Genomic DNA, 20,378 nt, shown 5'->3' with positions numbered 1-20,378 from the left:
GACATGCAATCGTAGAAATACGACAAATTTTAAAAAATAAATTTAAAAATTTTCAGAAAAAAATCCGCTGATTTATCTTTGTATAAGAATCATCGAATAAACAGTATTAACGATTAAAATTTACAATTATGGCAAACAATTCAAGAGGAATCTTAAAATTCAACGGAGGGGAAGGTCAGAAATTATTAAAACTGAACTACAGTGTTTCCAGATCAACGGATGTATCAGGACGAGTAGCCTCAGATCCTTCCAACGCAATCATTAAGTTAACTGTGGAAGCTACTGAAAAATCAGACATCCTGGAAAGCTTACTGAACGGAAAATACAAACCTACTTCAGGGGAAATCACATTCAACAAATCCCATGAAGAAGGCACCCTGATCACCCTGAACTGGGAAAACGGATATGTGATCCAGCATGAAGTGGACTTCGATGCGATAGATAGTAACAATATGCTGATCAGCTTCGTAGTAAGCGCAGAAAAAATCAATTATGGTAATTCCTCTTACGACGGTATCTGGCCGATGGGATAATTCGGAAATTATAGCAACGATACAAAGACTGTCTCACGGCAGTCTTTTCTCTTTCGTTCCTGTCCCAGCATCTTAATGTTACGTCATATCCCTAAGACATAAATTTTTATGTTTTGAAAAAAACTAATATCTTAGTAAAAGAATTAATTTTTTAAATGATTAAGTTTTATGCTGCTGCAAACATTAAAATAATTCTAAACCATCACCACATCATATAACATTAATTGAAAAAAATACAACATGGGAGTACTGGTCACCAACGAAACGGTAAAACAGCTTTTTCATATTGCGCAGTCTATTGCCAGAGAAAATTATAATGCCACGTACGGCGCTCCGCATATCCTTCAGGCTTTGATGCACAAGGATATCGGTTTAAATGAGTTTTTAAAAAGCATAGATAAGGATCCGGGCTATTTTTACGAATGGGCGGATGTGCGTATTGAAGACTATCCTAAAACTACACATCTTCCCGATGAAGCTGGCCAGGATGAGACGGTTGACCATATCGTGGAAGAAGCAGACGATATCCGCCTGAAACTGGGTCTGGATGAAATCACACCCGTATGTATCCTTACGGCCATTGTAAAGCCTCAGGTGGCTTTTACCCTTCAGCAGCTCAAATCACTTCCGCTGCGGGAACATGAAATATTCAACCTGTACCGGAAAGATACACCTTTCGCTGCCGGAGAAAACGGTGAATTTTCTTCTATTTTCTCTAACGGTTCAGATTTTTCCGAAGCATCTTTTCCTTCCATTAAAAATTATTGTGTAGACAGGACAGCTCAGGCTAAAAGAGGAGAACTGGAAAACATCATCGGACGCGATAAGGAATTGAGAATGCTTGTGGAAATCCTTTGCCGCAGAACAAAGCCTAATGTCATCATCATCGGGGAACCCGGAGTGGGGAAAACGGCATTGGTGGAAGGGTTTGCGATAGAAATCAATAAAGGTAATGTTCCGGAGATGCTCAAGAATGCAACCCTGCTTGAACTGGATACAGGTGCATTGCTGGCAGGCACCTCCTATAAGGGCGAAATTGAAGACCGCCTGAAAAAAATCATTAATGAATGTAAAAAAATAGAAAAGGCCATCCTTTTCATCGATGAGATCCATACGCTTCTGGATCCTAAAGGCAGCATAGGCAATGTAGCCAACCTTCTGAAGCCTGAACTGGCAAGAGGTGAGATCACCGTTATCGGAGCCACCACCCAGGAAGAATACAGGAAAATCATTGAGCCGGAACAGGCATTTAACAGGCGTTTTGAAGTCCTTACCGTTCATGAACCGGATGAAAAAACCTGTGTTAAGATGATTGACGTTCTGCTGGACGGATATAAAAAGCACCACGGAATAGAAGTGGAAAAAACAGCCCTTCCAGAATGTGTTCGCCTGGCAAAAAGATATGCTAAAGGTAAAAAGCTTCCGGATGCAGCCATTGACCTGCTCGACAGAACTATGGCAGCCATAATGATGCTTGACGAGCTTTCTGAAAAAGAACTGGACAGCTGGAAGAACCATTATGACAGTCTTCTTCTGGAAACGTATCCCGATGAGAAGGATCAGGCAGATGAACTGATCTGGACGTACAACCTGTTGAGAGACAAGATCAGCCCGATCCTTTGGGGATCTTTAAGTGAACAGCCTGCACTGGACAATTCAATGCCGGTGGATCAGATCAGGAAAATTATTGACAGCACATACGAAGAGCTCATTCAGCATGCTTCAAAAAAGAGAGAAAAAGTAGACCGGCTGGAACTGGCTGCCGTTATGGCGGCCAAAACCAATATCCCGATCGGAAAAATACAGGCCCAGGAAAAGGAAAAGCTCCTCAATATGGAGTCCATGCTCCTGAAAAGAGTCGTGGGCCAGGATCATGCCCTGAAAATCCTTTCCGATGCGATAGTTGAAAACCGGAGCGGCCTCAATAAACCCGGACAGCCCATTGGTTCATTTTTTCTTCTCGGACCTACGGGAACCGGAAAAACAGAGCTGGCAAAGTCGATGGCAGAACTGCTTTTCAATGATGAGAAAGCGATGATCCGTTTTGATATGTCTGAATTTAAAGAAGAACATTCAGCAGCATTGCTTTACGGGGCGCCTCCGGGATATGTAGGATATGAGGAAGGAGGAATGCTGGTCAATAAAATAAGGCAGCAGCCTTATACGGTAGTGCTGTTTGACGAAATTGAAAAAGCACACCATTCTGTTTTTGATGTGTTTTTACAGATCATGGATGAAGGAAAAGTACATGATAAGCTCGGTAAGGAGGGGGATTTCAGCAATGCGCTGATCCTGTTTACATCCAATATCGGGAGTGAGGAAATTGTACGTCAGTTTGAGGAAGGCAAAATTCCGGAATCTTCAGCACTGATGCAGATTATGTCAGGTTCCGGTAAATTCAGGCCTGAGTTTCTGGCGAGGATTACAGAGATCATTCCGTTTGCGCCGATCACGGAATCCATTGCGGAAAGGATTTTCAATATCCAGCTGAAGTCTCTGCATAACTCATTAAACCGCCTGGGTATTACCTTGAAAATTTCTGATGAAGCGGTGAAAAACCTTGCACTGGGAGGCTTTAGCAGCAAATACGGTGCACGGCAGATCTCCGGAGTGATCAGGGCACAGCTTGCCAGGCCGATATCAAAGATGATCGTAAGGGAAGAAGTGAAATCCGGGCAGACCATCTTTGCAGACTGGGATAACGAAGAAGACAAGTTAAGCTGGAAAGTAGAAGAAGCGTAAGATTACCGAAGAAGCGTACATCGGAAATGCAAAGCTTCTAAAAAATGATCATTTTAATTCGTTAAATAGCTTACAATGAACAGTTTAAGAGTAGTTTTCACAATCATGCTGCTTTGGATAGGCTCAGGGTCTGTCTTTGGGCAGTTCCTTTCTGCTACAGATACGTCAGAGAACAGCGTGCGGCGTTACAAGACCATCATCAATGCCAACAAGGATATCGTGAAATTTATAGAGTATTCTCTTGTTCAAAAAGGCCTTCCGCGTCACCTGAGAAATCTGGCGCTCATTGAATCCAGTTTCAATACGAATGTTATTTCCGGAGCCGGTGCAGTTGGCGTATGGCAGTTTATGACCTCTCACGCCAACCAATATGGACTCTCGGAACAGAACCGGAATGATTTGTATAAAAGCACGAAAACAGCGGTTGTCTCCCTATCCAATCTGTACAAAAAATACAATAACTGGGTAACGGTGGTTGCGGCATACAACTGTGGTGAAGGCAATATTTCCAAAGCTATGCAGGCAGCGGGGTCATCACAATACCATATTTTCTATAAATACCTTCCTGCTGAAACCATTAATCACGTCAATAAATATCTTAATGCATGCTATGCGACCGGTGAGCTGCAGAGTGTGCTGGCAAATTACAATTCTTCTAGAATGAATACCGTATTTCTCGTGAACGGCGGAAGTAAAATCAGCCGTCCAGAACTTGCGGAAACAGATATCAATGCAGGATTTAACCTGAAAGTCATTGCAGATGAACTGCACGTTAATGTAGACCAGCTGCTCGCCTGGAATCCGGGAATCAACGAAACCCTTCAGCGTAAAGGAGAAAGCTCCTTTTACCTGCCTATGGATCTCATGCCTGATTTCCTGATGAGAAAAAACAAGATCCTTTCCAGGTCTATAAAGGAAAGCAGTCCGGTATCCCAATAATCACATCAACCGATCCAAACACTACTTCATATGAAAACAGAATCACAAGATACAGTAAAAAATCCTTCTTTCCGTCCGTCACAGAATGCTGACGGCATTTCGGAAAACCATCACAACGGAATCAACAGGCTGGTAAAGCTCTCCTTAGTGGTTGAGGGACAGGTCATCAGATATTACAAGCATTTCAGACTGAAGCAAAGCACCAGGAGGCACCATGAATTTACCCTTACACTAGCATATGATGCGCTGGGAAACCGCCAGACACATACCCTGGAAGAAGCAAATAAATTCCTTGGAAAGCGACTTACAGCAGTCATTTCCTATAAAGACATTGAAAACAGCCCTGAAAGAACGTTCGTTGGCGTGATTACCGGAGTGGCCTACAGCCAGGAAAACATGAGCCTGGGCAATATTGTGCTTTCAGGTTACAGCCCGACCATTTTACTGGACGGTGCTCCCCATATTCAGAGCTTTGGAGGGGCACAGCCGGTCAATATGAGCATTATTGCCAATGAAGTAATCAAGCAGGGGATTGATATGGAACGGTTTGATGTAAGCATTGATGCTAATGACTATTCACAGATTATCTATAGCAGCCAGTATGACGAAACGCACTACAATTATCTGGCAAGAATGGCGGAAGCCTATGGTGAGCAGTTTTACTATGACGGTGAAGTGCTTCATTTCGGGAAACTTCCTTCTCAGAATAAACCTATCAAACTTACTTATGGCAGTAGTGCCAGTGACGTCAAAGTTGAGCTGAAGGCGGTTCATACCAAACCTAAGTTTTACGGATATAACAGCAGCAGGAATGAAAAGCTTACCTCGGGCGAGACGCCTGTACAGCATGTAAGTGATCTGGCCAAAACCGCCTATCAGAATAACAGCAGGATTTATAAAACACCTGCGCTGAAAGTGGCTCCTATTAAAGCGTCTACCCATGTGGATGTGGAACATTCCCAGCGAAGTGCGGCAGGAAGTGAAGCCGTGAATGTATTTTCAATCTCGGGCAATACCACCGTGCCTTTCCTGCACCCGGGATGTGTCGTGGATGTGCAGATGAGGAAGCCTGATTCCAATGAGACATCCTACTTTACAAGGGTAATGGTTACAGAAGTGTCTCATGAAATAGATACGATCGGTCATTATAAAGGCAGCTTCGAAAGCATTGCTTCAGATACAGGATTCTTACCGAAACCCGATTATACAGTTCCTAAAGCCGAACCGCAGATTGCCACCGTTATTTCCAATGCAGATCCGGAAGGACAGGGCAGGGTTCAGGTACGATTTGACTGGCAGACCAATGATACTACCCACTTCATCAGAATGATGAGCCCTGATGCGGGCGGAACAGATCAGATTACCCAGAACAGGGGATATGTAGCCATTCCGGAAGTAGGAGACCAGGTGATGGTAAACTTTGTCCACAGCCACCCGGACCGGCCATTTGTGATGGGCGGAATGTTCCACGGCGGCGTAGGATTGGGGGGCGGTGCCGATAACCGCGTGAAATCCATCCAGACCAGAAGCGGGCACAGGATCGTGTTCACGGAAGATGAAAGCATCATTATTACAGATAAATCGGGTAACGAGATCCAGCTGGATACTACGGGAAGCAATATTACGATTACCGCACCCGAAACCATGACGTTCAACTGTAAAAACATGAACATCAACGTCGGGATGAATATGATTACCAATGTCGGGATGAATAAATCAGATACCATCATGGTTAATTATACCGAGAGTGTAGGCTCTATGAAATACCTCTCCACCGGTGCTGATTTTATGACCAATGTTGTAGGTAAGATGAGTCACTATGTGAAAGGGGACATGGAAGTTTATGGCGAAAAAGAACATAAAGTGACCAGCATGAAGGGGGTGGAAGTAAGCAGCCAGGGAAAAGTGGAGCACCATGCAGAAAAGGAAGTTCAGAATAACAGTGGAGAGAAATCTAAAAATCACTAGTTATGAGCATCGAGTATATTGTAGAAGGTAAAGTCACCACACAGACAGGAGGCGATTACCGTACGTACGCTAAAGAAGGCATTAGTCATAACAGTGCTGAAACTGTGGAACAGAAAGGGACGGAATCAGGGGTCAGCTATAATAAAGCCCAGCGGATTAACCCAGCGGATAAGCCTGTGAACACTATAGATGTCAGTCTGAACCTGTTTTTTGACGGAACCCTTAATAATAAAACCAATACCCAGGCAGGAAGCCGTCAGGCTGCTCCCGAAGGAAGTTATGCCAATGATTTCAGCAATGTGGCCAAAGGTTATGATGCAATTGATCCCAACGCACAGAACCAGGTATCTTATTATATTGAAGGAATCGGAACGGTAGATATGAAGTCTGATGGCGATACATTCGGATATCCGATCCGTGGTGCAGGGATGGGTATGTATGAAAGGGGCGTGAAAGCAAAAGCCACCAAAGGTTGTGTAAAGGGAGCGGAGGCCATTCAGCTAAAATTTTCAGGAAAAACGATTGATGTCCTTACGGTTAATGTATACGGCTTCAGCAGGGGAGCAGCAGCAGCACGTAATTTTCTGCATATCGCGAGCAGTACGGCAAAATCTGAAGCCCTCACAGATAAGCAGATTATAGTATACCCGCCTACCTATTACGAGAAATCAGATGCAGAGCCCATGCCTTCGCAATATCTGATCATCAATGAACCAGATTCGCCGCTGCTTAAATATGGGTATTTCGGGGCCTGCCTGCTCAGTAAAAACCTGAAAATTAAAAATATCAGATTTAATTTCGTCGGATTATACGATACGGTAGCTTCTTATGGGGTCAACCATAAAGGAACTTCAATATTCGGTTTCAGCATTGTGGATGATGACTCTAAGCAATTGGGGTTGAATGCCGTAAGGAATGCTTCTTTTGTCCTGCAGCTGGCTTCAGCGGAAGAATACAGGGATAATTTCAGCCTCACGAATATAGATAGTGCCGGGATCAGGGGCTTGCAGCTCACTTTACCCGGCGTGCATTCAGATATTGGCGGCGGTTATGTGGATAATGCAGAAGAAAAGGTTTTGTTGTACGAAGAAATTAACAACAGGACGGAATGTGACCGTTTCAGGGATATTCTGATTGAGGAGGGCTGGTTTCAACCTTCCGAAATATCCGTCGAATCCGGTATTGTTCCTGGCAAGGCCACCATCATCAAGTATAAACTTTGGGGGAAACGAAATGTATCCAATGAGTACGGGAAAGTTTCGCTTCATCATATGTTCCATTATTCCAAGAATTTTGATGTTCAGTATGACGAAAATCTTGTATCCCGTCAGAAAATCAATGATCCTTTTATACAAGGAATAAGCAACAAACTAACCAGTGGATATATTGTTGAGTGTAATAACCTGAGAAACCGATATGTCAGTGATTACAACGCTAATAAAAATCCTTCAGCAGGGCAGTACATTGCTGAATCCGGGCGGTATTCTTACCTCAATTCAAACATTGACGTTCAGGATCTGAAAAAACTCAGGAACCATTATCTCCATTGGTCTGCCAATCTGGATGCCATTGGAATGGGCCCGAGGATATCCGGAGCACGGCCTCTGGCAGAACGCAAAAGATATATACTCAATGGATAAATATAAAATTTTTATTTTTTTGCTGGGTATGCTCCAGCTCATTAACTGTCAGGATATGAATAAGAAAGATATGCCTTTGCCGAGTTATAACGTGCAGATTTCGCATCCATGGAATAATTATCTGGTGACTCCGGTGCAAGATGAGATCATTACGCTGGAGGGTATTCCTGCCCATTTGCCGTATGGCAGCTCATCGGGAACATGGGGCGATTCCGGGAAAGGATTTACCGAGCAGGGCGGAACACCGATTGGGGCTGATATCGTTTATTTCTCTAATTATGAGGATACGTTCTATCATCTTAAGGCAGATTTTCCTGAAGAGAAGATTCAGGATCTTGTTCAGAGAGCTTACGCCAATGACGAATCAAAATCCTCTGATAAGCCTTTAAAGGAATTTATCAACATAAGAGATGAGCCTGATTATAATGAACAATACAACAAGTTCGGAATGTCTTATTATAAATTCGGGACCCTCGTTTTCGGTTTTGCTCCGAAAGGAATGGTTGTGGTGTGGTTCCGTTTCGGGTATGTTGAAATACAGTTAGGAGAGTTTCAGGCTGAGGTGGTAAAGGATGACCGGAAATATGCAGACCTGATGTTTTCTAAAATATCTCAGACCAGGCAGGAAATCAAAGCAAAAATGTTTATTCCTGATGCCTCACCGGCAGAATGGAAAAACTATCAGAAAAAATATTCGTGGGCCCCTTACATCAGTTCGGAAAATAAAGGGCTAAGAGTTTTCAGGTTGCAGTCCGAATACTATAATGGGGAAAAAGAAATTATGCTTCGTCCCTGGGTAACAAAGCCTGCACTTAAAGAGCGGGCTGTTCCAAAAGAAATTGCTTTTTTCTGGGAAACCGGAAAAGGGCAGGCATTTGAAGGACGTGCTTTTTTCAGTTGGGAGAAGGTAAACGAACAGTTCAGCAAAGCAGGTAAAGATTTTAAAATGGATATCAGGATAGCACCGGATAACAGCAGTTTTCAGGTAATGATTAATCAGCAGCCTGTTCAGACAGACAGTACAAGGATTTACCAAAGCGATTTTACTTTTAAGGAATCCTACCGTTAACCGCAATAATACAACACTAAACATAACCGGCCCCAATAATGCCGGGTATATTTTTTTTAGATTCATATGTATAATTAAATCCGTTTCTTTCAGACACAGATATTTCTCCGGAAAGAGGATATTTTGTAATAAATTACCGTTCTGAATAATTCAAATGGATGATAATCAGTTTTTTATTGACTGCATTTTCAATAGTAGTAGAATTACGACATCCAATCGTAGTATTACTACAATAAATGAAATTAAGCATAAAAAACTTTTGTCGTAGGAACAGGACCTCTATATTTGTTAACACAATCAGACACCAAGTCACAAAATATTAACGATTAAAATTTACAACTCATGGCAAGCAATTCAAGAGGAATCTTAAAATTCAACGGAGGAGAAGGGCAGAAATTATTAAAACTGAACTACAGTGTTTCCAGATCAACGGATGTATCCGGACGAGTAGCATCAGATCCTTCCAATGCAATCATTAAATTATCCGTAGAGGCTACAGAGCAGTCAGATATTCTGGAAAGCTTGCTGAACGGAAAATACAAACCTACTTCCGGGGAAATCACATTCAACAAATCCCATGAAGAAGGCACCCTGATCACCCTGAACTGGGAAAACGGATATGTGATCCAGCACGAAGTGGACTTCGACGCTATTGATACCAACAATATGCTGATTAGCTTCGTAGTAAGCGCAGAGAAAATCACATATGGAAATTCTGATTACAATGGAGTATGGCCAGGATCAGGACCCAACTAAACAATCAATTAATCATCTTACTAAATTAAACACAGCAGGCAGAACAGTAAACATGTAAAAATGATCTGTTCTGTCCTGTTTATTCCATAACGGCCTGAACATACCAGCGTTATATATTGTATTTTTTATTTGAAGAATTCATAAACAGTGACATGGAAACCATATACTGTCTAATTACTCAAAACGAAAAATTATGATTAAGAATGATGAACCAAAAATAAATTCCGGACCGGATCAGGTACCGGAAAATCCTGTTTTAAAGCCAGTGCAAAAAGCTGATCAATTACATTCAGAGAAGTTTCAGGAACCAGTTTCGTCACCATCATCTCATAATGGCTATCCGGATGCAGCTGCCCAGAATGATCCGGGAATGTTTATGAATGAGGCTTCAAAGATGACAGATCCTATACTGACAGAAGACAGGATCTGGTCTCAGCAGCCCACCTCCAAAATTCATAATGCCGTTGCCATCGCAGAAAGCCAGATATTGGGAATCAACCGTGTAGTCAGGCTGGAAATTGTTATTGAAGGTAAAATAATCAGTCATTTTAAACACTTCAAACTCAGGCAGAGTGCTGTAAAACATCATGAATTTGATCTGATGCTTGCTTATGACAGCCTTGGTAAGCCTGAAAACCATAATCTGGAAGAAGCTCAGAATTTTTTAGGCAAAAGGATCACCGTTATCTTTAGGTATAAAGACCTTGAAAGCAGTCCTGAAAGAAGTTTTGTAGGTGTAATTACCGAAGTGGGTTTCAGTCAGGAAAAAGGCAGCCTGGGAAATATCGTTCTCAGTGGATTCAGTCCTACGGTTCTTCTGGATGCAGCACCCCACATCCAGAGTTTTGGAGGGAAACATGAAGTCAGCCTGAACAGCATTGCAGACCAGGTCATCAAAGAAGGACTTGGACAGAGTAAATTCGATTACCGGGTAGATGCACAGCATGGAAATGTGCCCTACAGCTCCCAATATGAAGAAACGCACTATAACTATTTAGCAAGAATTGCAGAAGCATACGGGGAACAGTTTTACTATGACGGTGAAGTGCTTCATTTCGGGAAGTTGCCTCCGCAGGAAAAGCCCGTTAAGCTGGTATATGGAAGCAGTGTGGCCGACATCAAAATAAAAATGAAGGCACAGCACGTAAACCCTACATTTTACGGCTACAACAGCAGCAAAAATGAGAAGCTGACTACCGGAAGTTCAAAAATCAATCATACTTCAGATATTGCCAAACGAGCATACGAAATTTCCGAAAAGATATTTACCACGCCATCCCTGAGGGTGGCTCCGATAAAAGCTGTATCCTTTATGGATATTGATGCTTCCCAGAAAGGGACTGCCGGGAGCAAAGCTTCAGATGTATTTGTAACCACAGGGAGTACTACGGTGCCTTTCCTGTATCCGGGATGCATTGCCGATGTAGAAATGCGTAAAACAGGTAGCAATGAAACAGCTTATTTTACCAAACTCATGATTATTGCCACAGAGCATGAAGTGGATTCCCGAGGATATTACACCGGAACTTTTGAAGCCATAGCGTCAGATACCGGATACATTCCCCGCCCGGAATTCGAGGTGCCCAGAGCTGAGCCACAGTTTGCAAAAGTTATTTCCAATACGGATCCCTTAAATCAGGGCCGTGTGCAGGTACAGTTTGACTGGCAGAATGGATCTTCGGCCACAGAATTTATCAGGGTAATGACTCCTGATGGGGGAAGCAGTGAAAAAGTGAGCAAAAACCGGGGTTTTATGGCCATTCCTGAAGTCGGGGACCAGGTTATCGTCAATTTCGTCCATCAGCATCCGGACCGTCCTTTTGTGATGGGAGGAATGTTCCATGGGCAGGTCGGCGCTGGCGGCGGTACCGGAAACAACATCAAAAGCCTCAGCACCCGCAGCGGAAATAAACTGGAGCTGAATGATGGCGAAGGGTCAGTATTCTTAACAGATCAGGGCGGTGCGCACATGAAGTTTGATGGTGCAGGAAACGTTATTTATAATGCTAATAATGACAGCACTAAAACCATAGGTAATAATAAAACTGATAAAGTAGGTAATAATAAAAAGCTCGAAGTAGGTTGTGATCATATTGCAGATGTGGGAAATACACATAAGGTTTCAGTAGGAGGTGAGAACAGTGTGTTTAAAATGGATAATAATGGAGTAATTGATTTAACCGGAGTTAAAAAAATAACCCTTAAAGTAGGCAGTAGTGAAATTATTATAACAGGAACTAAGATTACAGTTAAAAGTACTGAAGTAGAAATCAAAGGGAGCGGAAGTTCTAGGGCTCTATTTAATGATAATACTACTATTGAAGGAAGTCAAATTATAGAAAATTAGATAAACAGTGGAACCTCACAAATATTATTTTAAAAATGGAGATACTCTTAGTTCCATAGCTGATGAGATTGGGCTAGCTATTTCTGAAATAAAAAAATATCATAATGAATTTTCAAGACCTCATGAATGGATAAAGGAAGATTATTCTTTGCCTACTTGGTCAAAGTACATTATCATTCCAGACTCTATAGAAACTCTAAAAAAAAGACGGGAAGATTTAACATCTACCAAAAAAGTTAGGCTTGTCCAGGAAGAAACAGAGTGTGATCAGTATATTATCCGACAGAAAATAGACATGCAGGTTTCTGGAAACAGTATGATAGATTCAGAGACTGAAATTATCTGGAAATTTAAAAAAGTTAAAAAAGAAAACTTATTTCAGGTTGATATTCAGCAAAAATCACATCAGATAAAGTATATTAAATCTATTTACCGACAACTTGCAGAATATATGCAGAAATTTAATAAACCTCTGGAACATTTGGTTGTTGAACTTTTTCAGGAAGGAAATGTGAAAACATTGGTAAATCAAGAAGAAATATGGAATGTGTGGAACGCTTTAAAAAAAGAATTAAAGCCTGAGTTGGGTAACACACTTGAAGAAAAAAATATGATTGAAGGTGGGGATAAAGATTTTAGTAATACATTGCCACTTATTAAAAACAGTATTCTTTACAATTTATTTTTCAATGATGTGTTTCATGAGTATTCTGAACTTGATACTTTTATTGAATTGGAAAAACATGAGTACACATCACAGATTTTTGCCAACGAAAAAGTCACTCTCTGTAGAAAAAGGAAGATTGAAAAAGAAGGGAATATTGTAAAGATAAAATTTTATTCTGAATCCGATCCGGCTAAAAATGGGCATTTGAAACATATTTATAACACAAAGCTAAAAGATTTTTTAAAGGAAAATTATGATTATGCACTTTCTTGGTCCGTAGAGTATCATTTTGATGCCTATAATGGAAAGATGTTTCTATGCCATTCAAAAATTAAAGAACAGGCCAATAGAAAATATAGTCATCTAACGGAACATAAAATAGAACTTATAAAAAGTAATAATAATGCCTAAACTACATGTGCCTGATGGAGCGTGGCTTGTCTGCTCCGAGGGAATGCAAAAACAGCAGATAAAAGTAACAAGTCAAGGAAAGGTAACTATTGCAGGTGGCTACCTGAAAGCTACAGTTGATGATAGACCAGGCGGAAATTTTATATGCGGAAAAATGATGCTGATTGGCGCAATAGCAGGTGCCGCTTTGGGCTTGGCACTTGTTGCAGGATCAATTTTAACGGGAGGTGCATTAGCTGTTGCGGCTGTAGCCGCAGCAGGAGCTGCATTAGGAGCTGGTGTTTCCATGATTCCTTCTATTTGTGGAATGCTATTGAACGAATGGACTCCTTATGATAATAATGTTCTTACTGTTGGAAGACATCCTTTGCTAGAGAATTCACAAATTCCCTGTAGGTTAGGAGGAAATGTGATAATCCTTTATTCTGAAAAAGCAGCGGATGAGTTTACTGATATAACTATTGGCAGAACTGCCATTAATACTATAGGGGTTATTGCCCTTTCTTATTTAATGTACCCCGCATTATCAGCAATAGGAACAACAGCAGCTACAGCTAAAGCTACCGTAGCCACCTTTGGTTGGTCAGCTGGAATAAACTATGTTGGAGGGGTTGTATTTACAACTGGAATATCTTATGGAATAGGATATGGAATAGATCAGGGAAAAGGATGGGGATACTCGCAAATTCCCATGGGAGATGGAACAACACTAAAAAATTATGTAGACGGATTTGAATCTGACCCGGAGAAACTTGTTGAGAATCAAAAATTAAAGAATAGCGATGGAGAAAAAGCTTTTTATGAAAATGTCAATGATATCGGAGGAGCCAATGGACCGGGAAGAGAGACGATAGGTGATAGAACTTCACAATATAGTGTGACGGAAAGGTCTACATCAGTCAGATTAGATGATATAGAAGAACATGGTCCAACAGCTTTTGATCAGTCAGGAAGAATTCAAGCTGCTATTGAAGGCAGAAATCCCACCAATACCCAAGGTATAAATGTAATAAATCAGGATTTTGGCGGTCGATATCAGGAAGTTGAAAGAATTTCTGTCACAACGAATTCACAATATTCACCACTTTCTAAATCGGAAATCCCTTCCAAAATGGGGGGTGCTGTGAAAAATACTTACTTGGACCAAAAAGGACTTCCTTCATTTTCAAAAAACGAAGGACCTAAAGGAGGGGGAATTGTTATGGGATTAATTCAAGATGCTTATAAAGGAGTAACTAATTTTATTTTAAAAGGAGAGGCAGAGGATTTAATACAGGCGCTGCAAAATGAGGAAGCAATGGCAAGGGCAAAGATAAATGTATTGGCAGGTAAAGATTAATTTTCATGAAAGTATCTACAGAGTCTAAAATATATCTAATTACATTGTTTCTTGGCGCGCTTTATTTTCTATATTCTATCATTATAAGCACCTATGATTTTATTAATATTAAACATAAAAACTGGGTGAATGCAGAAAATCAAAGTACAGTATATTCAAGCCGCAGAAGCACTACTGTTACTTATAATTTCATAAAAGATAATGTTAAGATCAGTCGTACATATCCAGGGATTCTAGAAGGAATAAATACTTGGATATGGGGCATAGATAAGAAAGCGCTGATACAAAATATATCTTTTTATATTCGTAAAAAGGATGAACAGAAAATTAAATATAATCGGATACACCATCAAAAAGACATTTTTGGAAATAAACTTGATGAAATTGAACCAATCCCATTTTTTGGCTTAAGAACAATAAATTCTAAAGCAAATGCCTTTTTATTAGTATTAGATATATGGAAATATAATTATTCTATTTTAGTCGCATTTGTTTTACTTATCTTACCCTATTTTATATTTTTTATTCTAAAAAAAATTTTTAAAATAGTAATAGAAAAGAATCAGAATAAAGAGATTGAAAAAAAAATTGGAGGATATCAGATTCTCTTTTTTATTCTTCTTGTTATTAATTTACTTGTATAGAAATGAAAAAAGTGATACAAATTATAATTGGCCTTATTGCATTAGGATTTTTGATAGTTATTATTAAAAACAATTTTTTTATCTCTGCTGATACAAAATCATATGAAGAAGGATGGGATGCTTATGAAAAAAATCAGTTTGAAATGGCGATTTTTAATTTTAATCATGTTGATAAAAATAAACATCCCGATGTGTGGGTGGGCTTAGGTTCTGCATATTTAAAGACAGGGGATTATAACAATGCAATTCAGCATTTACAAAAGGCATATAGTCTTAACTATAAAAAAGGAACCGAAGATTACAGTAAACTTCTTGTTTCATTAGGAATGAGCTATCTGTATGCTGGAGATCCGGAGAAAGCAAAATTTTATTTGGAAAAAGCAAGATCATTAGGATATGATACATCTGTCAATTTTAAAATTTTAGACTCCGTTAAGCAAAATAGCTTTAGAAGCAAATAATATTCTAGTTTAATATCATCCAAAGGCTAAGCAAATTAAATAATTAACTGTAATTGATATTAGTTCGGGAAACGTTAATAAATGTTATAAACGTTCACGCAAAAAAAAGAATTTCCTAACTTTAATACTGCAAACTAAATTCACTTAAAGTATGGAAGCGTACAATTTTGAAACGGCAATCAAGCCCTTTTTTTGGGTAGCCTCAGAAAAGACATTTTCAGTATGTTTAAATGCAGGAACGTATAAACCTGAGATTTTTGAATGGAGAAAGGATGAAGGTTTCGAGGGAAATGGATACGACTGGGCATCACTGGCAAAAGTTTTCGTGGAAGAAAAAAGGCCCGACCTGGCAGGAGACATCAAGTTTGATCCGGAAGCCGATATGTTCTGTGCCTATTCTCATAATCCTGAACGTTTAAAAGAATTTATTACCGGATTTAAAAAAACCTGTGAAGATGAAGTCCAGATCCAGGACCTCTTCCTGAAAGCGGAAATAGATTAATACGATACGATAAGGCCCTCATCCGGGGGCTTTTTTTATGGTCAAAATGCAATATCAAATGATATCGGAGAGGGGTTTACTGGATTTCTTAAACTATTCCATCTGTTTACAAAACGGAGCATTATTTCACAAATGATCTCCTCCGAATCTTGGCTTTCGGACTAAGAAAAGAAAACTAATTTCTTATCTTTGTTGTTTATGGACAATATGGACGCAACACAGGATAAAAGGCTCTTTCTTATCGATGCCTATGCAATGATTTTCAGAGGATATTATGCATTGATCAGGAATCCACGGCTTACCAGTGCAGGGCTGGATACTTCTGCTATTTTCGGGTTTACCAATTCTCTGATCGAACTCATCAGGAGGGAAAGGCCTACCCATCTTGCCGTTGTATTTGATGTGGGAGAAGCCAGCATCAGAACAACGGATTTCCTTGAATATAAAGCAAACAGAAGTGAAACACCCGAGGCCATCACGGCTGCTATTCCATACATCCACCGCATCCTGCAGGCCATGCATATCCCGATTTTAGGGGTAGCAGGCTATGAAGCCGATGACGTCATAGGGACAATCGCCTGCAAAGCAGAAAAGGAAGGGTACACTACATTTATGGTAACACCCGACAAAGATTTTGCCCAGCTGGTAACCGATAAAATCAAAATCTATAAACCTGGTCTTAAAGGAAGCGAGGTGGAAATTTTAGGTGTTGAAGAAGTAAAAGCCAAATACCAGATCGAAGATCCTAAACAGGTCATTGATTTCCTGGCGATGATGGGTGACTCTGTCGATAACATTCCGGGACTGGAGGGTGTGGGAGAAAAAACCGCCATGAAATTCCTGAAAGAATACGGAAGCATTGAAAACCTGCTGGCCAATACCCATGAACTGAAAGGAAAACTAAAAGAAAAAGTAGAAGCTTCTGCCGAGCGCGGAATTTTGTCCAAAAAGTTGGCTACCATAATCTGTGACGCTCCGGTAGAATTCCATCAGGAGCAATACGATCTGGAAACGCCTGATTTTGAAAAAGTAAAAGAAGTCTTTGACGAAATCGAGTTCAGAAGGCTATACGATAACCTTTACAGAGCTTTCGCACCGATTGTGAGCGGAAACACCACTGTTACAAACGTTGAAATTACGGTAACCGAAATAACTCCTCAACAGAAAGTAGCGCAGGCCGTAGGGCAGCTGGACCTTTTTGCAACTTATGAAGAGCTTGATCAGGCTGCGGGAAATAAATCAACCATTGAGCATAACGACCACCTGTATCAGTTCGTCGACAATCCGAAAGCACAAAAAATGCTGGTCAGAAACCTCTTGCAGCAGCGGGTGGTATGTTTCGATACCGAAACAACCTCACTCAATGAGCTGGAAGCCGAACTGGTAGGTATGAGCTTCTCATACAAAAAAGGACTTGCTTATTATGTCCCGGTTTCTGAAGATCAGGGAGAAGCACTCCAGACCTTAGAAATTTTCAGGCCTTTCTTTGAAAAGGAAGACCTTGTCAAAGTTGCTCACAATTTAAAATTCGATTATAAAATCCTCAGAAGGTATAATATTACTGTAAAAGGAGCCATGTTCGACACCATGATTGCGCATTACCTCCTGAATCCGGATGGCAGACACGGGATGGACTACCTTTCTGAAATTTATCTGGGCTACAAACCTGTCTCCATTGAAACCATCATTGGTAAAAAAGGGAAGAACCAGGGAAATTTCCGGGATGCAGACCTGAGGACGCAGACGGATTATGCCGCAGAAGATGCCGACGTGACGTTCCAGTTGTATGAGCTTTTTGCGCCACAACTGAAAAAAGAAAATCTGGAAGACCTGTTCTTCAATATTGAAATGCCCCTGATGGAAGTATTGGCAAAAATGGAGCTTGCCGGAATTTCCCTGGATGAAAAATGGCTGGCACAGGAAAGCATAGACCTGGAAAATGACCTCAAGCAGCTGGAACAAAAGATCTTTGAACTTTCCGGGGAAGAATTCAATGTGAATTCCCCGAAACAGCTCGGTGAAATCCTGTTCGAAAAACTGCAGCTGGATCCTAAGGCTAAGAAGACCAAAACCGGGCAGTATGCCACTTCAGAAGATATCCTTCAGAAGCTGGCTGCCAAACATGAAATCATCCAGCATATCCTGGAATACAGGACCTACCAAAAATTAAAATCCACATATGTGGATGCGCTGCCGTCGCAGATTGAGAAATCCGATAACCGCGTCCATACCAACTTTTCACAGACTACAGCGGCTACCGGCCGTCTGGCGAGTGTCAACCCGAACCTGCAGAATATTCCGATCCGCACTTTGAGAGGGCAGCAGATCAGAGGGGCTTTCGTAGCAGGAGAAGGTAAAAAAATTATCTCTGCCGACTACTCCCAGATCGAGCTGAGGCTGATTGCTGAGATTTCCGGCGAGGATAACATGATCAAAGCTTTTCAGAATGGAGAAGATATCCACGCTTCCACCGCTGCAAAACTATTTAATATCCCATTGGAGGAAGTATCCAAAATCCAGAGGAGTCAGGCCAAAACCGTCAACTTCGGGATCTTATATGGCCAGGGCGCCTTTGCCTTAGCGGAGCAAACCGGATTGTCCAGGAGCGAGGCCAAGCAGATGATCGAAGCCTATTTTGAGACGTATTCAAAGTTGAAAGCCTATATGGCTGAACAGGTTAAAAAAGCCCGGGAAATCGGCTATGTGGAAACCATTTTGGGAAGAAAACGCCATCTGAAAGACATCACTTCCAACAATTTCGTGGTGCGTGCCCACGCTGAAAGAAATGCCGTTAATGCCCCGATCCAGGGAAGTGCAGCCGACGTAGTGAAAATGGCTATGATCAAAATCCAGAAAGAACTGGAAAAAGAAAAGTTAAAGACCCGCATGCTGCTCCAGGTTCATGACGAATTGGTGTTTGAGTCTCCACTTGATGAAGTGGAAGTAGCTACCAATATCATCAAGATGGAAATGGAAAACGCGATTGAAACACAGGTTCCGCTATTGGTTGAAGTGGGCGTAGGCGATAACTGGCTGGAAGCGCATTGATAATATTTAAAAATTTAAAGCAAAAATAAAACTTTCACTGCAAGTGAAAGTTTTATTTTTAATATAGTGGATTATGTATCTAACTACGGAATCGTAAAGTAATAATTTAATATTAAAAGCTATATTCAATTCCTCCAACATACGACAGGGAGAAATAATCATTTTCAACCGAAACAGGTTTAGTAACCTGTCCCTGACTCACAAAAATAATGGCATTGATATCAAATTTCAGGTTGATCTCATTGAGCCTGTTGACGAGGATCGGAAGCCATTGCTCAGCAAAAGAATATCCGGCGAATTTTTCATAGATCGCCCTGTTTCCGTCTTCAAAACCGTATTCTATCAGGTCATGATCAAACCAAACTGTATCCTGTGAAGCTGCAAACTGTGAAATATGAATGTCATCAGATTCTTCAAGAAGATAATAGTTCTCATCTTCCTCTACGAATTCATAAAAATCCTCCTCATTGTTGAAATTTCCTACCCAAAAATCTAATGTTTCTGTCTGCATGACTTAATTCTTTCTTATTTAAATTTGTTTTAAAGAGTCAAAGTTATGATAAAATTTACAGATTATTTCTGAAACAGGCATTTCTTCATATCTTCCTGATACATGATCTTTAATCTATGATAATATTTTTTGAACTGCGTTAGTTCTATTGAATAGGCATCATATACTTAAAGCAGAATTTTTTGCTAAGAAGTTTCTGGCGGGAGCTTTGCTCTCGCCAGAAACTTACAAAGTAATATACTTAATAATAGTTTTTTCTCTTTTTAATTTCCTGAAATATAGAAAGCTGTTCTTCAGTTAAATTATAAAGCTGGATTTTTCGTGGACCAGTAATTGAATCAGCATAATAAACCAATTCAACGTTATTTTTACTCAGAGTCAGTTTTCTAAGCATCATAGGGTGTCGAGTATATTTTTTATCGTAATTTGAATAAAAGAGATTGACGGCACGATCAGGAATGAAATAAAGCTTTTTCGGAAAAAGGAATATCGAATTTCTGTTGATCAATAGGGTAAAACTGCACCATTGAATACTCTTTTTAAATGGTCTGCTTTCACGGATCATTTTTCCTGAAATATTTTTAAATTCTCTGGAATCTGCATGCTTATAGTTGGAAAGGATATGTCTTTTCTGGAAGAAAAAGAACAGAGGAGAAAGTACAGTAAAGATTAGACATCCTAATAACAAATATGGGAATATATCGAAAGGCATGGTTAATATTGCTTGTATAGAGTGCTTTTGTAATAATCAGGATTTAAATTTCAGGTTCTTTACTTCTACCATTTCTATCCTTTCAGCCT

The 20,378-nt window shown here is 40.4% G+C and carries 15 protein-coding genes; 14 read left to right on the top strand and 1 reads right to left on the bottom strand.

Annotation, left to right across the window (positions count from 1 at the left end):
* Window positions 1-128 precede the first annotated feature (128 nt).
* The 14 genes from tssD (QE404_RS11545) (at window position 129) to polA (ending at window position 19,066) form a co-directional block, all read left to right on the top strand.
* Entirely contained in the window at window positions 129-533 is a 405-nt protein-coding gene (tssD, locus tag QE404_RS11545; protein ID WP_307450594.1) for a type VI secretion system tube protein TssD, read from the top strand.
* Between the two features lie 240 nt (window positions 534-773).
* Window positions 774-3,275 (top strand): ATP-dependent Clp protease ATP-binding subunit, encoded by a 2,502-nt coding sequence (locus QE404_RS11540; RefSeq protein ID WP_307450592.1) that lies wholly within the window; start codon window positions 774-776, stop codon window positions 3,273-3,275.
* A 75-nt stretch (window positions 3,276-3,350) separates the two neighbouring features.
* Entirely contained in the window at window positions 3,351-4,214 is an 864-nt protein-coding gene (locus QE404_RS11535) for a lytic transglycosylase domain-containing protein (RefSeq protein ID WP_307450590.1), read from the top strand.
* Between the two features lie 30 nt (window positions 4,215-4,244).
* A complete protein-coding gene (locus tag QE404_RS11530) occupies window positions 4,245-6,182 on the top strand; it encodes a type VI secretion system Vgr family protein (RefSeq protein ID WP_307450588.1) in 1,938 nt (645 codons plus the stop codon).
* Window positions 6,183-6,184: 2 nt separating this feature from the next.
* Window positions 6,185-7,822 (top strand): T6SS phospholipase effector Tle1-like catalytic domain-containing protein, encoded by a 1,638-nt coding sequence (locus QE404_RS11525; RefSeq protein ID WP_307450587.1) that lies wholly within the window; start codon window positions 6,185-6,187, stop codon window positions 7,820-7,822.
* Between the two features lie 55 nt (window positions 7,823-7,877).
* Window positions 7,878-8,891 carry a DUF2931 family protein gene (locus QE404_RS11520; RefSeq protein ID WP_307450585.1) on the top strand — a complete coding sequence of 338 codons (1,014 nt, stop codon included), beginning with the start codon at window positions 7,878-7,880 and terminating at the stop codon, window positions 8,889-8,891.
* Between the two features lie 342 nt (window positions 8,892-9,233).
* Window positions 9,234-9,647, top strand: a complete 414-nt coding sequence (gene tssD / locus QE404_RS11515) for a type VI secretion system tube protein TssD (RefSeq protein ID WP_294208598.1) — start codon at window positions 9,234-9,236, stop codon at window positions 9,645-9,647.
* Window positions 9,648-10,023: 376 nt separating this feature from the next.
* Entirely contained in the window at window positions 10,024-11,994 is a 1,971-nt protein-coding gene (locus tag QE404_RS11510; RefSeq protein ID WP_373462510.1) for a type VI secretion system Vgr family protein, read from the top strand.
* Window positions 11,995-12,001: 7 nt separating this feature from the next.
* A complete protein-coding gene (locus QE404_RS11505; RefSeq protein ID WP_307450581.1) occupies window positions 12,002-13,072 on the top strand; it encodes a hypothetical protein in 1,071 nt (356 codons plus the stop codon).
* A complete protein-coding gene (locus QE404_RS11500; RefSeq protein WP_307450580.1) occupies window positions 13,065-14,411 on the top strand; it encodes a PAAR-like protein in 1,347 nt (448 codons plus the stop codon). Before QE404_RS11505 ends, QE404_RS11500 begins: the two co-directional genes overlap by 8 nt.
* A 5-nt stretch (window positions 14,412-14,416) precedes the next feature.
* Complete coding sequence (locus QE404_RS11495) at window positions 14,417-15,055, top strand: hypothetical protein (protein WP_307450579.1); 639 nt, start codon at window positions 14,417-14,419, stop codon at window positions 15,053-15,055.
* 2 nt (window positions 15,056-15,057) lie between these two features.
* Window positions 15,058-15,516, top strand: coding sequence for a tetratricopeptide repeat protein (locus QE404_RS11490; protein ID WP_307450578.1), 459 nt, complete (start codon window positions 15,058-15,060; stop codon window positions 15,514-15,516).
* Window positions 15,517-15,667: 151 nt separating this feature from the next.
* Window positions 15,668-16,018: an immunity 51 family protein gene (locus QE404_RS11485; protein WP_307450576.1), complete on the top strand. Its 351-nt coding sequence runs from the start codon at window positions 15,668-15,670 to the stop codon at window positions 16,016-16,018.
* A gap of 207 nt (window positions 16,019-16,225) precedes the next feature.
* Window positions 16,226-19,066, top strand: a complete 2,841-nt coding sequence (gene polA / locus QE404_RS11480; protein WP_307453389.1) for a DNA polymerase I — start codon at window positions 16,226-16,228, stop codon at window positions 19,064-19,066.
* A 112-nt stretch (window positions 19,067-19,178) separates the two neighbouring features.
* On the opposite strand, the gene QE404_RS11475 is transcribed toward polA, so the two are convergent.
* Window positions 19,179-19,577 (bottom strand): immunity 22 family protein, encoded by a 399-nt coding sequence (locus tag QE404_RS11475; RefSeq protein ID WP_307450575.1) that lies wholly within the window; start codon window positions 19,575-19,577, stop codon window positions 19,179-19,181.
* Window positions 19,578-20,378: the final 801 nt, after the last annotated feature.

Origin of the sequence: Chryseobacterium camelliae (genome assembly GCF_030818575.1) — a bacterium.
In the GTDB taxonomy this organism is placed as follows: Bacteria; Bacteroidota; Bacteroidia; order Flavobacteriales; family Weeksellaceae; genus Chryseobacterium; species Chryseobacterium camelliae_A.
The sequence above is the reverse complement of the archived record's forward strand: the minus strand, read 5'-3'. Positions and strand labels throughout refer to the sequence as shown.